Genomic DNA, 19,767 nt, shown 5'->3' with positions numbered 1-19,767 from the left:
GGGGAAGCGGATCGGGGGCGTTTACCACCTACGGGCCCTCCAGGGCGCGCATTGGCACAAAGGGGCGTGCGGTGTCGGACGTGCCGACTACATTCAGGGACACGGTGGCCGCACGCCGGAGACCGGCCCGGACGCGGCACGAACACGAAATGATCGGAAAACGATCAGAGCACCGGACAGGAGGTGAAGGGCCGCATGGCGAAGAGAGAAGTGCCACTGCGCTGGGACCGCAAGATGCAGCAGCGGCTCGCGCGGGGCGAGGCCGCCGCCCTGGGGGAGCTCTACGACCGGTTCGCCTCGCTCGTGCACGGCCTCGCGCACCGTGTGCTCGATGACGAGCGGGCCGCCGACCGCATCACGCGTGACGTCTTCGCACACGTCTGGGAGCACCCGGACGCCTACGATCCCCGACAGGGCCCGCTGCGTACGTGGGTGGCCACGCTGACCCACCGCCTGGCCGTGCAGCGGCTGCGCGCCACCGAGACGGCCGCCCTCGCCCGCGGCGGTCCCGGCACCACGGAGGAGCTGGAGAGCAAGGTGCGCCACGCCTCGGTCGCCGCCCGCGCCGACTACATCGTCCAGTCCATGCCGGTCCCGCTGCGCGCCGCCCTGGAGCTGGCCTACTTCCAGCGCCGCGACTACCGACAGACCGCCGCCGACCTCGGCGTCACGGAGGACGAGGCCCGCCGCCGCCTCCGCCTGGGCCTCCAGCTCCTGTCCACCGCCCGCGAAGCCACCTCCCGGGACACGCCCGGGGCCCCGCCGGGATACGGGGGTGCGGCGTGAAGGGGGCGCACGACGAGGACGGGCCACCGCACCGTAACGGCCCCATCGGCTCCGCCGGGGCCGGTGGACCCGGCGGAGCCGATGGGTCCGGGCGCGCGCCGCGCATACCGATCCCTCGTGCGTCCGTCGGGGACGGTGGGCGACCCCTGCCCGACGTGGCGCCGGGCGGGGCCGTCGCGTGGGAGCACCAGGTGCTGACGTCGCTGCTCGGGGCCTGGGCGCTCGCCGCCTGCTCGGCCCAGGAGGCCGCGGCCGTGGAGGAGCACCTCGGCGAGTGCGACGCCTGCGCCGACGAGGCGCTGCGGCTGCGGGAGGCCGTCGGGCTCCTCCAGCGACCCGAGAGCCTCGACCTGGACCCCGCCCTGCGCACCCGCGTCCTGGACGGCTGTCTGGAGCGGCGCCCGCCGCGCATCCCGGTACCCGAGTGGGCCAGGCCGTACGACGCCGAGGCCGCGCGGCTGGACGCACTGCTGCAGGACATCGGCGACGCCGAGTGGCACGCGCCGGTGCGGCTGCGCTGGTTCGAGGCCGACGACGCCGCCAGCCGCCGTACCACCGTCGCCGGGGTCATCGCGCACCTGCTGACGGTCGACGGACTCGTCGCGGTCGCCCTGGGCCTCGCCGACCCGCTGGGCGACATCACCGCGCCCGCCCCGGCGCCCGCGAGCCGTACCGAGGCGTACTGGCGGGCCTCGCACTACCCGCCCACCCGCGCGGTGCGGGCGCCCTGGCGCGAGCAGAGCCACAGCATCGTCCGGACAGTGTCCTTCACCGGCGACGCGGGCCGGATGCCGGTCTCGTACGGCGACTTCGAACTACCGCTGCACGACGCGATGCTGGACCGGGCGTTCGAGTGCTGGGTGCACGCGGAGGACATCGCCGACGCGGTGCACTACCCCTACCAGCCGCCCTCCGCGCGCCATCTGAACAGCATGATCGACCTTGCCGCCCGGATGCTGCCGGGCATCCTGGCGGCCCGCCGCCGGGTTGGTCCGGCCACGCCCGGCACCCGCCCGCACCTGGTCACGGCGGGCGAGCCGGGGCGCAGCCTGCGGCTGGAGATCGAGGGTTCGGGCGGCGGCGAGTGGCTCATCCCGCTCGACTCCCCGGGCGCGGTGGGCTCCGCCGAGCACGAGGTGGCCCATGTCGCCCTGGACGGCGTGGAGTTCTGCCGGCTGGCCGCAGGACATGTGCCTCCGGCGGAGGCGGCGGCCGGTCAGGCGGGTGACCGGGAGGCGATCCGGGACGTGCTGTTCGCGGCGGCGAGCCTGAGCCGGATGTAGACGGAGGGTCGGGTTGCGGGTTCGCGTGCGGCCCGCAGCCACCCGTAAACGAGAAACCGAAGGCCGGGGACCAGGACCGAAGGCCGGGGACCAGGGGCCGGGACCAGGGGCCGGGACCAGGGCCGGGAAGCCCGAGCCGCTAGGCGAAGACGACCGTCCGCCGCCCGTTCAGCAGGATCCTCCGCTCGGCGTGCCACTTCACGGCCCGCGCCAGCGCCTGGCACTCCACGTCCCGCCCCACGGCGACCAGCTGGTCCGGGGTGACGTCGTGGCCGACCCGCTCGACCTCCTGCTCGATGATCGGCCCCTCGTCGAGGTCGGCCGTCACGTAGTGGGCGGTCGCGCCGATCAGCTTCACACCGCGCGCGTGCGCCTGGTGGTACGGCTTCGCGCCCTTGAAACTCGGCAGGAAGGAGTGGTGGATGTTGATGATCCGGCCGCTGAGCTGCTTGCACAGGTCGTCCGAGAGGACCTGCATGTAGCGGGCCAGCACGACGAGCTCGACGTCCTCCTCGCGCACGATCTCCAGCACCCGCGCCTCGGCCTGGGCCTTGGTGTCCCTCGTCACCGGGATGTGGTGGAAGGGGATGCCGTACGACCCCACCAGCTCGGCGAAGTCCGTGTGGTTGGACACCACGGCCGCGATCTCCACCGGCAGCGCACCGATCCGGGCCCGGAAGAGCAGGTCGTTCAGGCAGTGCCCGAACTTGCTCACCATGAGCACGATGCGCATCTTCTCGTCGGCCCGGTTGATCTGCCAGTCCATGTGGAAGGCGTCACCGATCGCGGCGAAACTGGCTCGCAGCTTGTCCACCGTCACCGGAGCGTCGCCCGAGAAGTGGACGCGCATGAAGAACAGTCCCGTGTCGTGGTCGCCGAACTGCTGGCTGTCCTCGATGTTGCAGCCGGTCATGAACAGGTAGCTCGACACGGCGTGCACGATGCCCTGCTTGTCGGGGCAGGACAGGGTGAGGACGTACTGGTCGGCCGGGGCGGCGGCCCGGGGGACGGCCGCGGAGGACTGCTCGTTCATGCAGGACAGGGTCCCATATCCCTACGCGCTCCCGGCGGGCGTCCCGTCAGGCGGACCGGGTCAGCACCCGCAGCACCTCGAGCGTGCGCGGCTCCGCCTCCGGGTCGTCCCCGTCACCGGTGGCCAGCCGCACATGCGCCTCCCGCGCCGCCTGGACCGCCTCCGGCCAGTCCGGGTGGTTCAGGTACGCGTGCACCGGCGCGTCGGGTCCCACCTGGTGCATGATCCGCAGTACGCGCAGCACGGCACCGTCGACGAGCGCCGCCTCCTGGGCGTCGCGGAAGACCGTGCCCACGTATTTCTCGGCGGACCAGTGGTCCAGCCAGGTGTCCTCCACCAGCCGGTAGACCGCGTCGGTCACGTCGCCGTAGCCGTCCACGCCGGCCAGCCAGACGTCCTGCTGGAAGGCGGGAGCGGAGAGCATGTGCAGCGCGGAGCGCACCTGACTGCGCCAGCGCCACCACGGCATGTCGTTGAGTGGCATACCGCCCATGGTGGAGGAGCGACGGCCGCGACGAGAAGAGTTCTCCGAATCCTGCACGGTCATCGATCGTACGTTCCCCTCCACTCGCGCATCACCGGCCCCCGCAATTCACCTCCGTGTCACCACGCGTTGACCGCAGGTCACTTCCAGGTTAGCCGCGTGACGGAATCGTGCGGGTACATGACCGGCAGGCGACCCACCCGCAGCAGCTTCCTCCGCGGCCTCCGCGGCCGCTCACGGGCCCCCCGCACCGGCGCGCTGTCGACGGGGGCGCTGGTGGTGTGCGCGTCGCTCGCCGCCGGCTGCGGGGTCGTCCCCGGGACCACGGGGGGCTCCGGGGACGACCCGATCACCGTCATGACCTGGGCACCGCAGGACACGGCCGCGACCAACAGACCCGGAATGCCCGCCTTCGCGCAGGCCTACGCCCGCTGGATCAACACCCAGGGCGGCCTCGGCGGTCGCGAACTCAACGTCCTGACCTGCAACGACCACAACGACAGCGTGGCCGCCGCGAAGTGCGCCCGCCGCGCGGTCCAGGAGGACGTGGTCGCCGTCGTCGGCTCCTACAGCCAGCACGCCGACTCCTTCCTCCCCGTGCTGGAGGGCGCCGGCATCCCGTACATCGGCGGCTACGGCATCACCAACACGGAGTTCACCAGCCCGCTGTCCTACCCGGTCAACGGCGGTCAGCCCGCGCTGCTGGCCGGCCTCGGCAGCACCCTCGCCGACGCCTGCGGGCCCGTCACACTGATCCGCCCCGACACCATCGCGGGTGACCAGCTGCCGGTGCTGCTCGACTCGGGACTGGCCTCGGGCGGGCACGAGCGGGCGCACGACCAGCGCGCGGCGGAGGACGCCACCGAGTACGACGGCCAGTCCGAGCAGGCGCTGGAGCGGACGACCACCGACCCGGCGGCGCCGGGGTGCGTGGTGCCCGTCCTCGGGGACCGCACCGGCACCTTCATGGACTCCTTCCGGCGCGCCCGCGAGGACTACCCCGACGTGCGGACCGCGACGGTGCTCGGCAGCGTCGACCAGACCACGATCAACGCGACCGGCGGCGCGTCCGGGCCCTACGAGGGGGCGTACGTCACCGGCTGGTACCCGGCGGCGAGCGACCCGGCCTGGAACGGGATGAAGAAGGTGATCAAGAAGGAGGCGTTCGGCGACAACAGCGTCGACGCGGCGGACGCCGGGGTGCAGACCACCTGGATCGCCTACACCGTTCTCAAGGAGATCGTCGAGACGCTCGGCGACGGCGAGGTCAGCGCCCACACCGTCACCCGCGCCCTCGACGACGGACTGAAGGTCGGCACGGGCGGGCTCACGCCGCCGCTCCAGTGGAAGTTCCAGGGCAAGCTGGCCTCGGTCGGCTTCCCGCGCCTGGTCAACACCGAGGTCACCCTGCAGGTCGTACGACAGGGCCGCCTGGTCTCGGCCCGCGAGGGCGCCGACGCCCTGGACACCACGCGCACCCTGCGGAACACCGACCTGTCCTGAGCGACCCCCCGGCCCCGACAGGGGACCGCCCGCAGGCCGGATCACAGCTGGGTCGGCTGGCGTACCGTCAGACCGTACTGCTTGGCGATGGCGTTCCAGAGCTTGGCTGCCACGGCCTTCTCCTTGCTCGCCGTGCCACTCGCCTTGTTGCCGGCCTGGGTCTCGCTGGTGCCGCGTGCCTTCCCCTTCTTGCAGCCCTTCTTGCCGGCCGCCTGGTCGGCCCAGGCCGCGTAGTGGTTGTCGGCCGACGCCGAGGCCTGCCACGCCTTGGTGAGGGCGGCGGTCAGCTCCGTGTGCTGGGGCAGCTTGTCCACGGACAGCTGGGAGAGGCTGGTGACCAGCCCGGTGCGCTGCTTGGCGGCCTCACGCAGGTCCTTGGCAGCCTCCGGCAGCTTCTTGCAGGACTTCACGTCGGCCACGGCGTTCATCACCGTGGCCCGTCCGGTGCCGCTGTGGGCCAGCAGCTTGTCCAGCTCCACGGCCTGCTGCCGGACCGGGTCGACGGACGGCGAGGGCGAGGGCGAGGGCGGGGGCGACGCGGACTCGGAGGCCTGAGTCGTGGCGGACACCGTCTGGTTGCCGGCCTTGTCCTCCTCGCCACCGCCGCCGGCCATCATCGCGCCCGCGCCGACACCGACGACGGCTATGCCGACGCCCACGGCCGCGAGGAGCGGCAGACGCGAACCGGTCCGACCACCGCCGCGGCCACCCTGGCCGCCACCGCTGTCGTGCCCGCGCCGTCGACCGCCGCCACCGCCGCCGGGGTCCTGCGGGGCGTACCGGGAGGGGGCGCCGGGGGGCGGGGGCTGCGACTCGTCGAAACGGGGCATCTGCTGGGTGGCCGAGGCCGGACCGTCGGCGCCCGGCGCGCCGCGGAAGAGGTTGTCGAACTCGGCGGGCGGCTGCCGCCCCTCGTCACCGCCGGGCGCGGCACCGTACGGGACCGGGGCGGGGCCACCGGGCACGGGCGCGATGAACTGCGTGGCCTCGGCGTCGGGGTTGGGGGCGGGGGCGGCGGGAGCGGCCTGGTGACCGGCTGCGGACTGGGCGGGGTACTGCGGAGCCCGGCCGAGGAACTGTGTCGACTCGGCGTGTGCCTGGGCGGGTCTCTCAGGAGGCAGCGCGCCCGGACCCACGGGAGGTATGTACTGCGTCACACCCTCGTCCGCGGGTATCCCGACCGGCGGCAGGTACTGGGTGGCGCCCTCACCGACGGGCGGCAGAGCCGCGGACGGCTGGGACTCGGACACCTGGCCGTGCGGCCGGTACTGTCCGTGCCCGCCCTGCTGCCCGTACCCGCCCTGCAGCTCGAACCCGCCCCGCTGCGCGTGCTCCCCCTGCTGCTGCCCGTACGACGGCTGCGACCCGTACGTCTGACCCCCGGCCGGTGCGTCGTACGTCTGACCCCCGGCCGGTCCGCCGTATGTCCGGCCACCGGCCTGTCCGCCGTACGTCGGGGCCTGCGCGCCCTCCGGCGGCAGCGGGCCCGGGCCGGCCTGCGGCGGCAGGGCGCCGGGGGCCTGAGCCGGGCCGCTCTGCGCGGGCCAGGCGTGCTGAGGGGGCGCGGCGGGCGGCTGGGCGGTCTCCGGGGAGCCCCAGGGCTGGGCTTCGGGTTGCGTGGACCAGCCCTGGTCAGGGGACGGGCTCTGCTGCTGCCCCGGGCCCCACGGCTGGTCCCAGGCCTGGCCACCGGGCGGCGCCGAGGCCGGCACGGGCCGGCCGGACTGCGGGCCGACGGGTCCGCCTGCCGGGCCCGGCAGCAAGGGCTCGCCACCGTCCGAGGGCAGCACGATGCCTTCGTGCGCTTGCCGCGCCGAGGGCTCCTCGCCCTGTCCACTCTGCGTCACCGGGACTCCTACGAATGGGGGACCTTCGGAATCGTCGGCTCACGCTACCGGGTCCCCGGAGCCCACTGCCACGCAGCACCGGACGTCAACTCCTTCCCTGTGACCGCAGTAACAAAACCGGGCCGCGGCACGCTGTTGATGCCCTTTTCCGCTCACCACGCCGGAGTTCACCGCGCGTTCGAGCAACCGCGGCCCCTTCGTTCACGCGGCGGCCTGCAGCTCGAGCCGCGCCCCGAACTCCCTCACCACCGCCTCCTGCCCGTACGGTTCCAGCCTCGCCTGGAAGTCCTCCAGGTACTCGGCGCCCCGGTTCGAGCGCAGCGTTTCGAGGAGTTCCACGGCCTTCGTCGCGGTGTTGCAGGCCTGTTCGACCTCGCGCTGCTGCACCTGGGCGGTGGCCAGCAGCACATGGCCGATGGCCCGCCTGCGCGCCCGTTTCTCCGGATGCCCGTCCAGGGACTGCCGCGCGTACCGCGCCGCCGCGTCGGCCTGCCCGAGGTCCCGGTGGCAGTGCGCCAACTCGTCGGCCAGGTAGGCCTCGTCGAAGTGTGCGATCCACACCGGGTCGTCCCCTGCCGCCGGATCGGCCGTCTCCATCGCGCCGACCGCCCGCCCGGCCGCCGTGTGGGCCGCCCGTACGTCGCCGAGCAGCGCGTGGCCGCGGGCCTCGGCCGCGTGGAACATCGCCTCCGCGCGCGGCGTCACCCGTCCGCGCGCCCCCTCCTGCGCCGCACGCGCCAACTGCGCGATCTCGCGGGGGTTTCCGAGCTGCGCGGCCAGGTGGCTCATGGACGCGGCGAGGACGTATCCGCCGTAGCCGCGGTCCCCTGCCGCCTGCGCGAGCCGCAGCGACTGGATGTAGTACCGCTGGGCCAGCCCCGGTTGCCCGGTGTCGACAGCCATGTACCCGGCCAGTTCCGTCAGTCGGGCCACTGTGGCGAACAACTCCCGCCCGACCGCCTCCCGGTAGGAGCCCGCGAGCAGCCCGGAGACGACGCTGTTCAGGTAGTGCACGACCACCGGGCGCACGTGCCCGCTGCCGTGCTGGTGGTCGAGGTCGACCAGCGCCTGCGTCATCGCCCGCACCGCCGCCACGTCGGACCGGCCCACCCGCGGCCCGGCCGAGCGCGACACCTGCGAGTCGGGGGCGGAAATCAGCCAGTCGCGGCTCGGTTCGACGAGCGCGGACGCGGCGACGGAGGAGCCGGACAGGAAGTCCCGGCGCCCCACGTCGCTGCGCCACAGCTCGCAGACCTGCTCGATGGCTCCCAATACCGTCGGCGAGAACTGGAGGCCGACGCCCGACGCGAGGTTCTTGCCGTTGGACATGCCGATCTCGTCGATCGTGACCGTGCGGCCGAGCTTGCGTCCCAGCGCCTCGGCGATGATCGCCGGTGCCCGGCCGCGCGGTTGCTGTCCGCGCAGCCAGCGGGCGACGGACGTCTTGTCGTACCGAAGGTCGAGACCGTGCTCGACCCCGCACATGTTGACCCGGCGGGCGAGGCCCGCGTTCGAGCAGCCCGCTTCCTGAATGAGCGCCTGCAGTCGTTCGTTCGGCTGCCGCGCGACGAGAGGCCTTGCGGCCATGGCGTAACCCCCATGCGGTCTCATGCGGTTCGATGCGGTCCCGGCGGACGGGAAGATCCGACTGTGAAGATCAATGCCCCGTCGATGTGCCGACAATGCGAGACTTACGGACCTTGCGAGACTTACGGACCTTGCGAGACTTGCGTGGCTTGCGAGACTTACGGAGCTTGCAGGACTTACGAAGCTTGCGAAGGCTGCCGGGGCGGGGCCGATGTCGGCCCCAGACGTGCTACCCAGCTCCCGAGGCGAATCCTCCTGCGCGCCCCCGCCCATGCACCCATGCGCCCCGGGTGGGGAATCGATGCTCCTCCCCGCGCGCGCAACCCCCCGTAACCCCCGGTGACCACGGGAGTTGAGTTCCACGTGGAAGAGACCATCCCCGGCACCGAAGCCGCACAGATCCCCCAGCAGCGCGGCGCATCGCTGCTGGAGACCGCCGTACGCTATGCCGAGGAGCGCCACTGGGACGTGTTTCCCGGTACCTGGCTGGAAGCCGCCGACGGGGTGCAGCGATGTTCCTGCGCGGACCCGGCGTGCGCCGCCCCGGGCGCGCACCCGGCGCTCGACGACTGGGCGACGCGGGCGACGGGCAGCGCGACCGTCGCCCGCCGGATGTGGCAGAAGCAGCCGACGGCGTCGATCCTGCTGCCCACGGGTCGGACGTTCGACGCGATCGACGTGCCCGAGACCGCGGGGTTCCTGGCGCTGGCCCGGATGGAGCGGATGGGGCTGACGCTCGGGCCGGTGACGCTGACGCCGGACCGGCGGATGCGGTTCTTCGTCCTGCCGGGGGCCACGGTGAAGGTGCCGGATCTCGTGCGGCGGTTGGGATGGTCGCCGTTGTCCCTCGACCTGACCGCGCTGGGGGAGGGCACGTACGTGGCCGCGCCGCCCACCCGGTACGGGACACGGGGGGCGGTGCAGTGGGCGTGCCGGCCCACGGCGGCGAACCGGTGGCTGCCGGACGTGGAGGAGTTGATCTCGGCGTTGGCCTATGCCTGCGGTCGGGATCGCTAGACGGCACTCGGCCGGTGCGCGAGCGCGGTCCGTCGCGGTGGGGTCAGCCTTCGCGGAGGCTGTCCAGGAAGGGCTCGATGGCCGCCCGCCACGCCTCCGGCTGGTCGTAGTGGACGAGGTGGCCGGCGTCGGCGACCTCTGCGTACTGGCCGCGCGGCAGCACGCGGACCATCTCCTGCGCCTCGGCCCGGCCCAGCTCGCCGTCGAGGCCGCGGACGACCAGGGTGGGGCAGCGCACCTGTGCCAGGTCCTCCCAATGGGCGTCGTGGACCCAGGTCTCGCGGGACCTGAGCATCTGCGCCGGCTCGAAGACCGGCCGCCAACCGTCCGGGGACTCGGCCATCACCTCGGCGTAGAACTCTCCCCGGGCCGGGTTCGGGCGCTCCACCCACGGATCGTCCTCACCGAACCACTTGCGGACGTCGGCGAGGGTGGCGAAGGGGACCGGCCAGGCACGGAACCACTCGGCCCAGGTGTGCTGCGTGGCGCCGCCGAGCGCGGAGGCCCGCATGTCACAGATGATCAGGCCGCGCACCAGGTCGGGGCGTTTGGCGGCGAGCTGCCAGGCGGTCAGCGCGCCCATGGCGTGGCCGATCAGGACGGCCGGGCCGAGGTCGAGCTGCTCCAGTGCGGACTCGACGTCTTCGACGTAGGCCTCACGGGTGCAGTCCGCCCGCGGAGGCTTGTCGCTGCGGCCGTGCCCGCGCTGGTCGAGGGCGACGGCCCGGTGCCGGGCGGAGAGCCAGCGGGCCGTGGGGGCCCAGTGCGAGGCGCGGCCCATCAGGCCGTGCAATAACAGCACGCCCGGCAGGTCACCAGTCCCGTACGAGGGGGCCGCATCCCCCGCGGTCGCTTGCCCCGGAGCCGTGGCGTCCGGGGCCGTGGCGTCCGGGGCCGTCTCGTGCGTCCGGCTGCTCTTGGGAGGGTCGCCGAACTCCCAGGCGGCGAGGCGTACCCCGCCCGCGCCGGTCACGTCGATACGCCGCGCCATAGGTCCTGGCACCCCCCAAGCTTCGCTCGGACCGTCCGTCCCTCCCGGACCGGCCGGTCCTGTGAACCGTGTCCTGCCTGCCGTGCCTGCCGTGCCCGCATGCCTTCCGTGCCCGCATGCCGTGCGGGCACTGCCTTGCCTGGCCTGTCGTCGCGGCCGGCCACCGTGTCCACGGCCGTTCGGCGTCCGCAGACTATCGAATGACTATTCGAAAACGCCGTCCCGCCGGGCAACACCCCTCAATCGAGTGACACCCCGCCAGGATTGATCGCCTCCGGCGAGGGGAGATCTTCATCGGGAGGCGGACCGCTCGGGGAAAACGGTCCGAGGGGATTGACCCTGGGAGCTCGGGGCTCCGGGTCAGTACAGGGGAGGACAGGCCCCGGCGCCACACGGCGCCGGGGCCCTCTCGATCTCTCGGGCACGTCCCTCCCCCTCTCCGACCGGGCGACATCGCTGTCAGGCCACGGCCAAGAGCCCCTTACGTCATATGCCTCACGGCACAGCCTTGCACGCGAAGCGTCCGGGCGCTGCTGTTCGGCTCGGTGAATCCCGGAATCGACGGGATCGGCGCGGTGGCGCGACATCCCCTCGGAGAGGCGTCGGGTGAAGGCCTACTCGACGACCGCTCAGCGCTTGGCGACGAACACGTGGGAGGCGACGTCCGACTCCAGCTCGGCAGCCTCGCCGCCGCTGCCCACCAGCACACCGCCCGCCGACTCCGTCACGCTCACCACCGAGCCGGGCTGCACACCCGCCCGGCGCAGCGAGTACATCAGCTGCGCGTCCGTCTGGATGGGCTCGCCGATACGGCGCACGACGACGGTCTTGCCCTCCGGGCCCGGGTCCAGGTCGGCGAGCGACACCATGCCCTCGTCCAGGAACGGATCCGCACTGTCCGTCTCGCCCAGTTCCTCCAGGCCCGGGATCGGATTGCCGTACGGCGACTCGGTCGGGTGCCGCAGCAGCTCCAGCACGCGACGCTCGACGGCCTCGCTCATCACGTGCTCCCAGCGGCACGCCTCGGCGTGCACCTGCTCCCACTCCAGCCCGATCACGTCGACGAGCAGGCACTCCGCGAGCCGGTGCTTGCGCATCACGCGGGTGGCCAGCCGACGACCCTCCTCGGTCAGCTCCAGATGCCGGTCGGCCGCCACGGACACCAGACCGTCGCGCTCCATCCGCGCCACCGTCTGGCTGACCGTCGGGCCGCTCTGGTCGAGCCGCTCGGCGATCCGGGCGCGCATCGGGACCACACCTTCCTCCTCCAGCTCGAGGATGGTGCGGAGATACATCTCCGTGGTGTCGATCAGTCCGGACATTCGTGCCCCTTGATGAGATTGCCGGAAGGCCGACGGCCCACCGGCGCGTGCGCTGGCCCTGCATTCAATTCTGACGCATACCACCGACAACCGTGCCTCGCCGCCCGGACCCGGGCCGGCGCGGCCCGCGAGGCCGTATTGACACCGCACTGGTCCAGACCGCACCGTGATCCGCGACGCAGCCACAGCCGCCACACCGAAGGGGTCCCGCATGAGCGACCGCAAGCCGGCCGGCCAGTTCATCGACGCGGCGATCGACCTCCTGCGACGCGTCCGCGACGAGGAGGCCCACACCATCGAGGCGGCCGGCACGCTGATCGCCGACACGGTACGGGACGGCGGCCGGCTGTTCGCCTTCGGCGCCGGACACTCCTCCCTCGCCGCCCAGGACGTCGTCTACCGCGCGGGCGGACTCGCCCTGATGAACCTGCTCGCCGTGCCCGGCGTCGTCGGCGTCGACGTGATGCCGGCCACGCTCGGCTCCGCACTGGAGCGCGTCGACGGCCTCGCGAGCGCCGTACTGGACTCCTCGCCGCTCCGCGAGGGCGACACCCTGGTGATCATCTCCCTCTCCGGGCGCAACGCCCTGCCCGTGGAGATGGCCCTGAACGCGCGCGCCCTCGGAGTGCGGGTCATCGGCGTGACCTCGGTGGCGTACGCCACCGAGACCAAGTCGCGGCACGCCTCCGGCACCTTCCTCAAGGACCACTGCGACATCGTGCTGGACTCCAAGATCGACGTCGGGGACGCGGAGCTCACGCTCGACACCGTCCCGGCGCCCTTCGCGCCCGCCTCCACGGTCGTCACCAGCGCCCTCCTCCAGGCCGTGATGGCCACGGCGGCCGCGACCCTCGCCGAACGCGGCATCGAACCGCCGCTGCTGCGCTCGGGCAACGTGGACGGCGGCCACGACTGGAACGGGCGCGTGATGGAGCAGTACGGGGACCGGATCTTCTACCGGCGCTGAGCGGCCCCGGGACCGCACTACCGCTTCCCCACCGCGGCGGCCAGATCCAGCGCCGCCGCGATGTGGGCCGCCACGTCCTCCGCGTACATCGCGTCGGACCGCTCGAACGCGCTGCGCCCCGAGCCCCGCAGGAACGTCACGACGCCCAGCGTCCGGCCCCGGCTGCGCAGTACCGCGCACAGGCCATGCACCGTGTCCGCCGGCCACTGCCGGGCGGCGGCCCAGTCACGCACCTGCTCGGCCGACAGCGCCCGGACACCGGCGCCGGCCCGCACCGAGCCCACCCGCTCCACGCACTGCACCGCCGGATGCGCGTCGCCGTAGCGCACCGGCATCCCGGCCGTCCCGGCCGGCAGGCTCGGCCCCGGCCCGCCGGACGGCGTGGCCGCGACCCGGACCAGCCGGACCGGCTCCGCCGCGTCGGTGTCCGCCGCCGCCCCGCCCACGACCCGGTCGATCAGGGCGTGGTCGGCGAACCCGGCGAGCGCGAAGTCCAGGTGGACGACGGCCGCCTCCGCCGGGTCCTCGCACTCGGCCGCGGCACGCGCCGCCCGGTGCAGCTGGTTGGCCCGGAACCGCAGCAGCGCCGCCTCCTGCTCGCTCTGCTTCGACTCCGTGATGTCCTGGAAGAGCCAGCCGACGCCCAACGGCACCGGCTCCTCCGCGAGCGGCGACGCCAGCCGCACGAACCCGCTGCGCCAGCACCGGCGCCGCTCACCCTCCGGGCCCCGCACACTCACCCACACCTCGGCGGGCGCGGGCGGCGTGCCCTCCGCCAGGACGTGCGTCAGCGCGTTCTCCAGCTCCTCGACGCCCTGGGCGAGCAGATCACCGAGCGGCCGGCCCAGTACGGACGTACGCCCGGCACCCAGCGCACGCGCCGCGTGGGCGTTCACCACGGCGGGCCGCAGATCCGCGTCCACGAGTACGACGCCCCAGCTCGCGTCCTCCAGCAGCGCCTCGCTCAGCGCGATGGACCGCTCCAGGTCGATCTGCGCGTGCACCTCGCTGAACGCGCAGTACACGCCCGCGGGTCTGCCGTCGGGGCCGCGCACGGCCGCGGACTGGGTGCGCACCAGCACCCGCCCGCCGCCCTTGGTCAGCAGCGCGAACTCGTGCACCTGCCGCCCCGGGGCCCGCATCGCGGACAGCAGCCGCTCCTCGACCTCCCCGGCGTCCGCCCGGCGCACGGCCCATCCGGCGAAACCCTGCCGCCCCACGGCCTCGGCCGCGCTCCAGCCCAGGATCCGCTCCGCCTCGCGGTTCCAGTGCGTGACGACACCGTCCCCGTCGAACGCACACAGGGCGGCGTCCATACCGTCGAGGAGCGCGGCCAACAGGTCCGCGCCGTCCCGCTCGGGCTGTTCCGGCTCGTCCGGCCCCAGCTCGTCGGTGGTCCCACTACGCCGGGAAGCACTCACCTGGACCCCCTGCAGGCTGCGTCCGCCGTACGGTACGCCGGTTCGCTCACTGGCCTTCATTCAACTCGAACGTGATGCAGCACACACCGAGTTCCCGCAAGATTGCGAAAATCGTTGTACCGCGGAAACTCGGCATACGCCCCCGTCATGCCGGGTGCCGCCACCCCCTGCCACGGTCTCACGCGGCCGAAGGCCGACCCGAAAAAAAGGGTTGAACGATGCCGGTCGGCTTCCTAGTGTGGTTGTCACTTCAGAAGGGAGGTGGTTCGGCAGATGTATGAATACCGGACGGAAGAGGTGGCTGCGGGCTAGCGGCCCGTCACCACATCCTGTGCGGGTGCCGGACCAGCGCGTGCGAGACGCGTGCAGCCGGCCCAATCCCAGGCAGTCACCCGACCCGCGAGTCGCCGGTACGTCCGGCCGGCTCCTCCACTGGAGGAACCTGACTCGCGGGTCGTCTGCGTTCCGCGACCGCGCGTGACCGTCAGTCGGCGATGTCGGCGTAGCCCTCGATCTCGCGCGGGTCCCGGGAGCCGGGGCCCACGTAGCGGGCGGAGGGGCGGACCAGGCGGCCGGTGCGCTTCTGCTCGAGGATGTGGGCCGACCAGCCGGCCGTGCGGGCGCAGGTGAACATCGAGGTGAACATGTGGGCCGGGACCTCGGCGAAGTCCAGCATGATGGCCGCCCAGAACTCGACGTTGGTGGCCAGGACGCGGTCGGGGCGGCGGGCGTGGAGCTCCGCCAGGGCGGCCTTCTCCAAAGCTTCGGCGACCTCGAAGCGGGGTGCGCCCAGTTCGCGGGCGGTGCGGCGCAGGACGCGGGCCCGGGGGTCCTCCGCGCGGTAGACGCGGTGACCGAAGCCCATGAGGCGCTCGCCTGCGTCGAGGGTCTTCCTGACGTAGGCCTCGGCGTCGCCGGTGCGCTCGATCTCCTCGATCATGTGCAGGACGCGGGAGGGGGCGCCACCGTGCAGCGGGCCGGACATGGCGCCGACGGCGCCGGAGAGGGCCGCGGCCACGTCGGCGCCGGTGGAGGCGATGACGCGGGCGGTGAAGGTGGACGCGTTCATGCCGTGTTCGGCGGCGGAGGTCCAGTAGGCGTCGACCGCGGCGACGTGCTTGGGGTCGGGCTCGCCGCGCCAGCGGATCATGAAGCGTTCGGTGATCGAGTTCGCCTTGTCGATCTCGCGCTGCGGGACCATGGGCCGGCCCTGGCCGCGGGCCGACTGGGCGACGTAGGACAGGGCCATGACGGCGGCGCGGGCGAGGTCGGCGCGGGCCTGCTCGGCGTCGATGTCCAGGAGGGGCTTGAGGCCCCAGACCGGTGCGAGCATGGCGAGCGCCGACTGTACGTCGACACGGATGTCACCGGAGTGGACGGGGATGGGGAAGGGCTCGGCGGGCGGCAGGCCGGGGTTGAAGGCGCCGTCGACGAGCAGTCCCCAGACGTTGCCGAAGGAGACGTGCCCGACGAGGTCCTCGATGTCCACGCCGCGGTAGCGGAGGGCGCCGCCCTCCTTGTCGGGTTCGGCGATCTCCGTTTCGAACGCGACGACTCCCTCGAGCCCGGGTACGAAGTCGGACATCAGGCGGCTCCTCGTGATCGTGATGTGTGGCGACCTGTGCGGAGGCGGTGCGGTCGCCCCGGGACCCCCTTCGAGTCCCTCGGATCCACGGTCGTCTCGTCGACTCGCGGTCCTGGCGGTCCTGGCGGTCACCCCTGTGATGCCCCGTTCGGCCGACGGTCATCCAACCGGATCGGGAGCAAGCACGATATCCCCGAGTGCCACGTTTGGGGAGTGGTTGCGGCACTCAGTGCCACGGGGTGACGAAGGACACGGAGGGATCGGCGCGGATACGGCAGGATGGCCGCGTGACCGACCGTGATGCCGTTCCGTCCGGCCCCGCCGTCCCCCTCGATCTCGCCTCGATGCGCAAGCAGTACCGGGCCGAAGGGCTCCTGGAGGCCGAGCTCGCCGCCACCCCGGTCGAGCAGTTCGCCCGCTGGTTCAAGCAGGCCGCGACGGAGGGCGGGCTGTTCGAGCCGAACGCCGTGGTCGTCTCCACGGCGGACGCACAGGGCCGGCCCAGTTCCCGCACGGTGCTGCTGAAGCACTTCGACGAGCGGGGGTTCGTCTTCTACACCAACTACGACTCCCGCAAGGCGCGCGAGCTGGGCGAGAACCCGCACGTCTCGCTGTTGTTCCCCTGGCATCCGATGGCCCGGCAGGTGATCGTGACGGGCGTCGCGCGGCGTACCGGGCGGGACGAGACCGCCGCGTACTTCCGAACCCGGCCGCACGGCTCCCAGCTGGGCGCCTGGGCCAGCGCCCAGTCCTCGGTGGTGGCCGGCCGGAGCGCCCTGGACGCCGCGTACGCCGAGCTGGCGGCGCGCTATCCGGAGGGCGAGCAGGTGCCGGCGCCGCCGCACTGGGGCGGGTTCCGGGTGGTGCCGCGGGCGGTGGAGTTCTGGCAGGGGCGGGAGAACCGGCTGCACGACCGGCTGCGGTACGTGGCCGACGGGGACGGGGACGGAGGCTGGCGGGTGGAGCGGCTCAGTCCGTGAACGGCGGCTGAGGCGTCGTCGCGGACGCCGGGTCCGTCGCCGAGGCGGTCGACCGGGGCGCTGCCCCGCCTCGGTCCAGCGCCCCGTCCAGCAGCCGCGCCCACTGCTCGACCACCCGTTCCCGGCGGCCCGCGTCGTCCGTGAGGAGGTTGGCGAGGCCCAGGCCGCGGGCCATGTCCAGGAAGCCCTGGACGGTCTCGCGGGTGCCGGGGCGGCTCTCGTCGGCGCCGAGGAGGTCGACGGCGATGCGGTGCGTCTCGCGGCCGACGCGGGCCTCCAGCTCGGTCACCCGGCCGCGCAGCTGTTCCTCGTCGGAGGCCGCCACCCACAGGTGGAGGGCGGCGCGGAACAGCGGGCCGGTGTAGAGATCGACCAGGGCGGACACCACGACCCGGCGGTCCCCGGCCGCCGGTCCCTCGGGGGACAGGGCGCGCAGCGCGACGGACCGTTCCTCCGCCACGTATTCCACGGCCGCAGTGAAGAGGTCCTCGCGGGTCGGGAAGTGGTGCTGGGCGGCGCCTCGGGAGACTCCGGCGTGTTCGGCGACGGCGGAGACCGTGGAGCCGGCCCAGCCGCGTTCGGCGAGGCAGGACACGGCGGCTTCGAGGAGCCGTCGCCGGGTGGCCCGGCTGCGGTCCTGTTTGGGAACGCGCTCCGCGCGGTCGGCCGTGTTCACGGCGCCGCTCACACCACCCATGGAGGATCCCGTCGTTCGAGGAAGGCCGTCATCCCCTCGCGGGCCTGCGGGGAGGCGAACAGCCGGGCCGAAAGCGCTGCCAGGTCGGCCGCGTCCCGGTCGAAGGCCTCCAGCACCCTAGCCGTGAGCAGCCGCTTCGTCTCGGCCAGGCCCTGCGGTGAGGCACGGCGCACACCGTCCAGTACGGGTTCGAGTACGGCGTCCACGTCGTCGCCGGCCACCGTGACCAGGCCGATCCGGGCGGCCTCGGCGGCGCCGAAGCGCTCCCCGGTGAGGTAGTAGCGGGCGAGGGCGCGGGGGTCGGTGCGGGGCAGGAGGGGCAGGGAGATCACGGCGGGGGCCACGCCGACGCGGACCTCGGTGCAGGCGAACGTCGACTCCGTGGACGCCCCCGCGATGTCGCAGGCGGCGAGCAGTCCGAGGCCGCCCGCGCGGACGTGCCCGGCGACGCGGGCGACGACCGGCTTGGGCAGCTCGGTGATCTGCCGGAGCAGGCCGGCCAGGGCGTCCGGCCCGGGCGGGTCGCGCAGGTCGGCGCCGGCGCTGAAGGTGTTGCCGGTGTGGGTGAGGACGACCGCGCGGACGCCGGTGTCCCGGCCGACGTCGGTGAGGGCGTCGGCCAGGTCGCCGACGAGGGCGGCCGAGAGGGCGTTGCGGTGGTGCGGCGAGTCGAGTGTGAGGATCTCGACGCCCCGCGCGCGGGTGCGGCCGACCAGGGGCGCTTTCCGGTTCACGGGTGCTTCCCCGGTCACGGGCGCCGCCCTCCGCCGGTCTCGGCGAGGGCGGCGGCGACGCGGTCGAGCACCGCGTCGTGGAGGGGCGGATCGGCGGGCGGGACGTCTGGGTACTCGCTGCGGAACACGGTTCCTCCAGGGGCGGCCGGGTGGCCGGAGAGGCTGGGGGGTGTCGTTCGGATCAGGTCGGCTCCGGAAACGGTGCCTTGCCGTCGCAGCCGAGCGGGGTCCGGTGCGGGCGGCTGCGAGGCGGAGGAGAGCGACAGGGCGGAGCCCACCGGCAAGATTCCAACGGCACCCCCTAGTACGACTTGGGCAGGCCCAGGGTCTGGTGGGAGACGTAGTTGAGGATCATCTCCCGGCTCACCGGGGCGATACGGGCCACGCGCGACGCCGTGATCAGCGAGGCCAGACCGAACTCACGGGTGAGGCCGTTGCCGCCGAGGGTGTGCACGGCCTGGTCGACGGCCTTCACGCAGGCCTCCCCTGCGGCGTACTTGGCCATGTTGGCGGCCTCCCCGGCGCCGATGTCGTCACCGGCGTCGTAGAGGTGGGCGGCCTTCTGCATCATCAGGCGGGCCAGTTCGAGGTCGATGTGGGCCTGGGCGAGGGGGTGGGCGATGGCCTGGTGGGCGCCGATGGGGGTCTTCCACACGGTGCGCTCGCGGGCGTAGTCGAGAGCGCGGGAGAGCGCGTAGCGGCCCATGCCGATGCCGAAGGCCGCCGTCATGATGCGTTCGGGGTTGAGGCCGGCGAAGAGCTGGAGGAGACCCGCGTCCTCTCCCCCGCTGCCGGAGGCGTGGGAGGAGCCCCCACCGACGAGCGCGTCGGCGGGCAGCCGTACGTCGTCGAGGGTCAGCTCGAACTGCGTCTCGTCGGCGTCCAGTTCCATGTCGATCGCGCGGCGCTCGAAGCCCGGGGTGTCGCGGGGGACGATGAACAGACAGGGCTTGAGCCTGCCGGTGCGGCCCTCTTCGGTGGGCACGGTTTCGGTGCGGCCGACGACGAGGGTGGCGTCGCAGATGTCGACACCGCTGATGAAGACCTTGCGGCCGGTGAGCAGCCAGTCGTCGCCGTCGCGGCGGGCGGTCGTGGTGATGCGGTGGCTGTTGGAGCCGGCGTCGGGTTCGGTGATGCCGAAGGCCATCATGCGGGTGCCGTCGGCGAGGGCGGGGAGCCAGTCCTGTTTCTGGGCCTCGGTGCCGAAGCGGGAGATGACGGTGCCGCAGATCGCCGGGGAGACGATCATCATCAGCAGGGGGTTGCCGGCGGCGCCCATCTCCTCCAGGACGATGGAGAGTTCGGCGATGCCACCGCCACCGCCGCCGTACTCTTCCGGCAGGTTGACGCCGATGTAGCCCAGTTTGGCCGCCGCCTGCCAGAAGTGCCTGCTGTCGGCGCCGGGGGGACGGACGTAGTTCCTGGTGAAGTCCGCTACCGCTTCGCGAAGGTACGTGTGCTCTTCGGGTTCGATGAGGGTGGTCACTGTGCTCCTTCAGATCCGGGAGGTGTGTGGCTGGTCGCTCTCAC

At 73.0% G+C, this 19,767-nt stretch carries 17 protein-coding genes; 6 read left to right on the top strand and 11 right to left on the bottom strand.

Annotation, left to right across the window (positions count from 1 at the left end; translation table 11 throughout):
• Positions 1 to 195: 195 nt before the first annotated feature.
• Together ABEA26_RS11870 and ABEA26_RS11865 are read left to right on the top strand one after the other, a co-directional pair.
• The gene (locus ABEA26_RS11870; RefSeq protein ID WP_345591756.1) at positions 196 to 786 is read left to right on the top strand and encodes a sigma-70 family RNA polymerase sigma factor; all 591 of its coding nucleotides are present in this window, start codon (positions 196 to 198) and stop codon (positions 784 to 786) included.
• Between the two features lie 44 nt (positions 787 to 830).
• Positions 831 to 2,069 carry a maleylpyruvate isomerase N-terminal domain-containing protein gene (locus tag ABEA26_RS11865; RefSeq protein WP_345591761.1) on the top strand — a complete coding sequence of 413 codons (1,239 nt, stop codon included), beginning with the start codon at positions 831 to 833 and terminating at the stop codon, positions 2,067 to 2,069.
• 139 nt (positions 2,070 to 2,208) lie between these two features.
• Here the strand turns inward: ABEA26_RS11865 and purU are convergent, their stop codons facing one another.
• The gene (gene purU, locus ABEA26_RS11860) at positions 2,209 to 3,102 is read right to left on the bottom strand and encodes a formyltetrahydrofolate deformylase (protein WP_345591755.1); all 894 of its coding nucleotides are present in this window, start codon (positions 3,100 to 3,102) and stop codon (positions 2,209 to 2,211) included.
• A 46-nt stretch (positions 3,103 to 3,148) separates the two neighbouring features.
• Positions 3,149 to 3,649 carry an SCO4402 family protein gene (locus ABEA26_RS11855; RefSeq protein ID WP_345591754.1) on the bottom strand — a complete coding sequence of 167 codons (501 nt, stop codon included), beginning with the start codon at positions 3,647 to 3,649 and terminating at the stop codon, positions 3,149 to 3,151.
• A gap of 117 nt (positions 3,650 to 3,766) precedes the next feature.
• On the opposite strand from ABEA26_RS11855, the gene ABEA26_RS11850 reads away from it, so the two are divergent.
• Positions 3,767 to 5,089, top strand: coding sequence for an ABC transporter substrate-binding protein (locus ABEA26_RS11850; protein ID WP_345591753.1), 1,323 nt, complete (start codon positions 3,767 to 3,769; stop codon positions 5,087 to 5,089).
• Between the two features lie 41 nt (positions 5,090 to 5,130).
• On the opposite strand, the gene ABEA26_RS11845 is transcribed toward ABEA26_RS11850, so the two are convergent.
• Together ABEA26_RS11845 and ABEA26_RS11840 are read right to left on the bottom strand one after the other, a co-directional pair.
• The gene (locus ABEA26_RS11845; RefSeq protein ID WP_345591752.1) at positions 5,131 to 6,936 is read right to left on the bottom strand and encodes a hypothetical protein; all 1,806 of its coding nucleotides are present in this window, start codon (positions 6,934 to 6,936) and stop codon (positions 5,131 to 5,133) included.
• Between the two features lie 201 nt (positions 6,937 to 7,137).
• Entirely contained in the window at positions 7,138 to 8,523 is a 1,386-nt protein-coding gene (locus ABEA26_RS11840) for an NsdA family TPR-like regulatory protein (protein WP_345591750.1), read from the bottom strand.
• A 363-nt stretch (positions 8,524 to 8,886) separates the two neighbouring features.
• Here ABEA26_RS11840 and ABEA26_RS11835 point away from each other — a divergent pair, with 363 nt between their 5' ends.
• Complete coding sequence (locus ABEA26_RS11835; protein ID WP_345591748.1) at positions 8,887 to 9,540, top strand: bifunctional DNA primase/polymerase; 654 nt, start codon at positions 8,887 to 8,889, stop codon at positions 9,538 to 9,540.
• A 43-nt stretch (positions 9,541 to 9,583) separates the two neighbouring features.
• On the opposite strand, the gene ABEA26_RS11830 is transcribed toward ABEA26_RS11835, so the two are convergent.
• A complete protein-coding gene (locus ABEA26_RS11830) occupies positions 9,584 to 10,531 on the bottom strand; it encodes an alpha/beta fold hydrolase (protein ID WP_345591747.1) in 948 nt (315 codons plus the stop codon).
• Positions 10,532 to 11,160: 629 nt separating this feature from the next.
• Entirely contained in the window at positions 11,161 to 11,853 is a 693-nt protein-coding gene (locus ABEA26_RS11825; RefSeq protein WP_345591745.1) for an iron-dependent transcriptional repressor DtxR, read from the bottom strand.
• Positions 11,854 to 12,064: 211 nt separating this feature from the next.
• Between ABEA26_RS11825 and ABEA26_RS11820 the strand changes: the two genes are divergently transcribed.
• Positions 12,065 to 12,820, top strand: coding sequence for an SIS domain-containing protein (locus tag ABEA26_RS11820; RefSeq protein WP_345591743.1), 756 nt, complete (start codon positions 12,065 to 12,067; stop codon positions 12,818 to 12,820).
• Positions 12,821 to 12,837: 17 nt separating this feature from the next.
• On the opposite strand, the gene ABEA26_RS11815 is transcribed toward ABEA26_RS11820, so the two are convergent.
• Both ABEA26_RS11815 and ABEA26_RS11810 read right to left on the bottom strand, forming a co-directional pair.
• A complete protein-coding gene (locus ABEA26_RS11815; RefSeq protein ID WP_345591741.1) occupies positions 12,838 to 14,301 on the bottom strand; it encodes a PAS domain-containing protein in 1,464 nt (487 codons plus the stop codon).
• Positions 14,302 to 14,725: 424 nt separating this feature from the next.
• Positions 14,726 to 15,826: a citrate synthase 2 gene (locus ABEA26_RS11810; RefSeq protein WP_345591739.1), complete on the bottom strand. Its 1,101-nt coding sequence runs from the start codon at positions 15,824 to 15,826 to the stop codon at positions 14,726 to 14,728.
• Positions 15,827 to 16,113: 287 nt separating this feature from the next.
• Between ABEA26_RS11810 and pdxH the strand changes: the two genes are divergently transcribed.
• Positions 16,114 to 16,806, top strand: coding sequence for a pyridoxamine 5'-phosphate oxidase (gene pdxH / locus ABEA26_RS11805; protein ID WP_345591737.1), 693 nt, complete (start codon positions 16,114 to 16,116; stop codon positions 16,804 to 16,806).
• Here pdxH and ABEA26_RS11800 read toward each other — a convergent pair.
• From ABEA26_RS11800 to ABEA26_RS11790, 3 genes are all read right to left on the bottom strand, one after another.
• Positions 16,796 to 17,503 carry a TetR/AcrR family transcriptional regulator gene (locus tag ABEA26_RS11800; RefSeq protein WP_345591736.1) on the bottom strand — a complete coding sequence of 236 codons (708 nt, stop codon included), beginning with the start codon at positions 17,501 to 17,503 and terminating at the stop codon, positions 16,796 to 16,798. The two genes, pdxH and ABEA26_RS11800, sit on opposite strands and share 11 nt — an antisense overlap.
• On the bottom strand, positions 17,491 to 18,237 hold the full coding sequence (locus ABEA26_RS11795) for an enoyl-CoA hydratase family protein (RefSeq protein ID WP_345591735.1): 747 nt from the start codon (positions 18,235 to 18,237) through the stop codon (positions 17,491 to 17,493). The genes ABEA26_RS11800 and ABEA26_RS11795 overlap by 13 nt, the downstream gene beginning before the upstream one ends.
• 301 nt (positions 18,238 to 18,538) lie before the next feature.
• Positions 18,539 to 19,723: an acyl-CoA dehydrogenase family protein gene (locus ABEA26_RS11790; protein ID WP_345591734.1), complete on the bottom strand. Its 1,185-nt coding sequence runs from the start codon at positions 19,721 to 19,723 to the stop codon at positions 18,539 to 18,541.
• Positions 19,724 to 19,767: the final 44 nt, after the last annotated feature.

Source organism: Streptomyces marokkonensis (assembly GCF_039539045.1).
Lineage (GTDB): Bacteria > Actinomycetota > Actinomycetes > Streptomycetales > Streptomycetaceae > Streptomyces > Streptomyces marokkonensis.
Note: the sequence above shows the minus strand (reverse complement) of the source record. Positions and strands in the feature narration are given on the sequence as shown.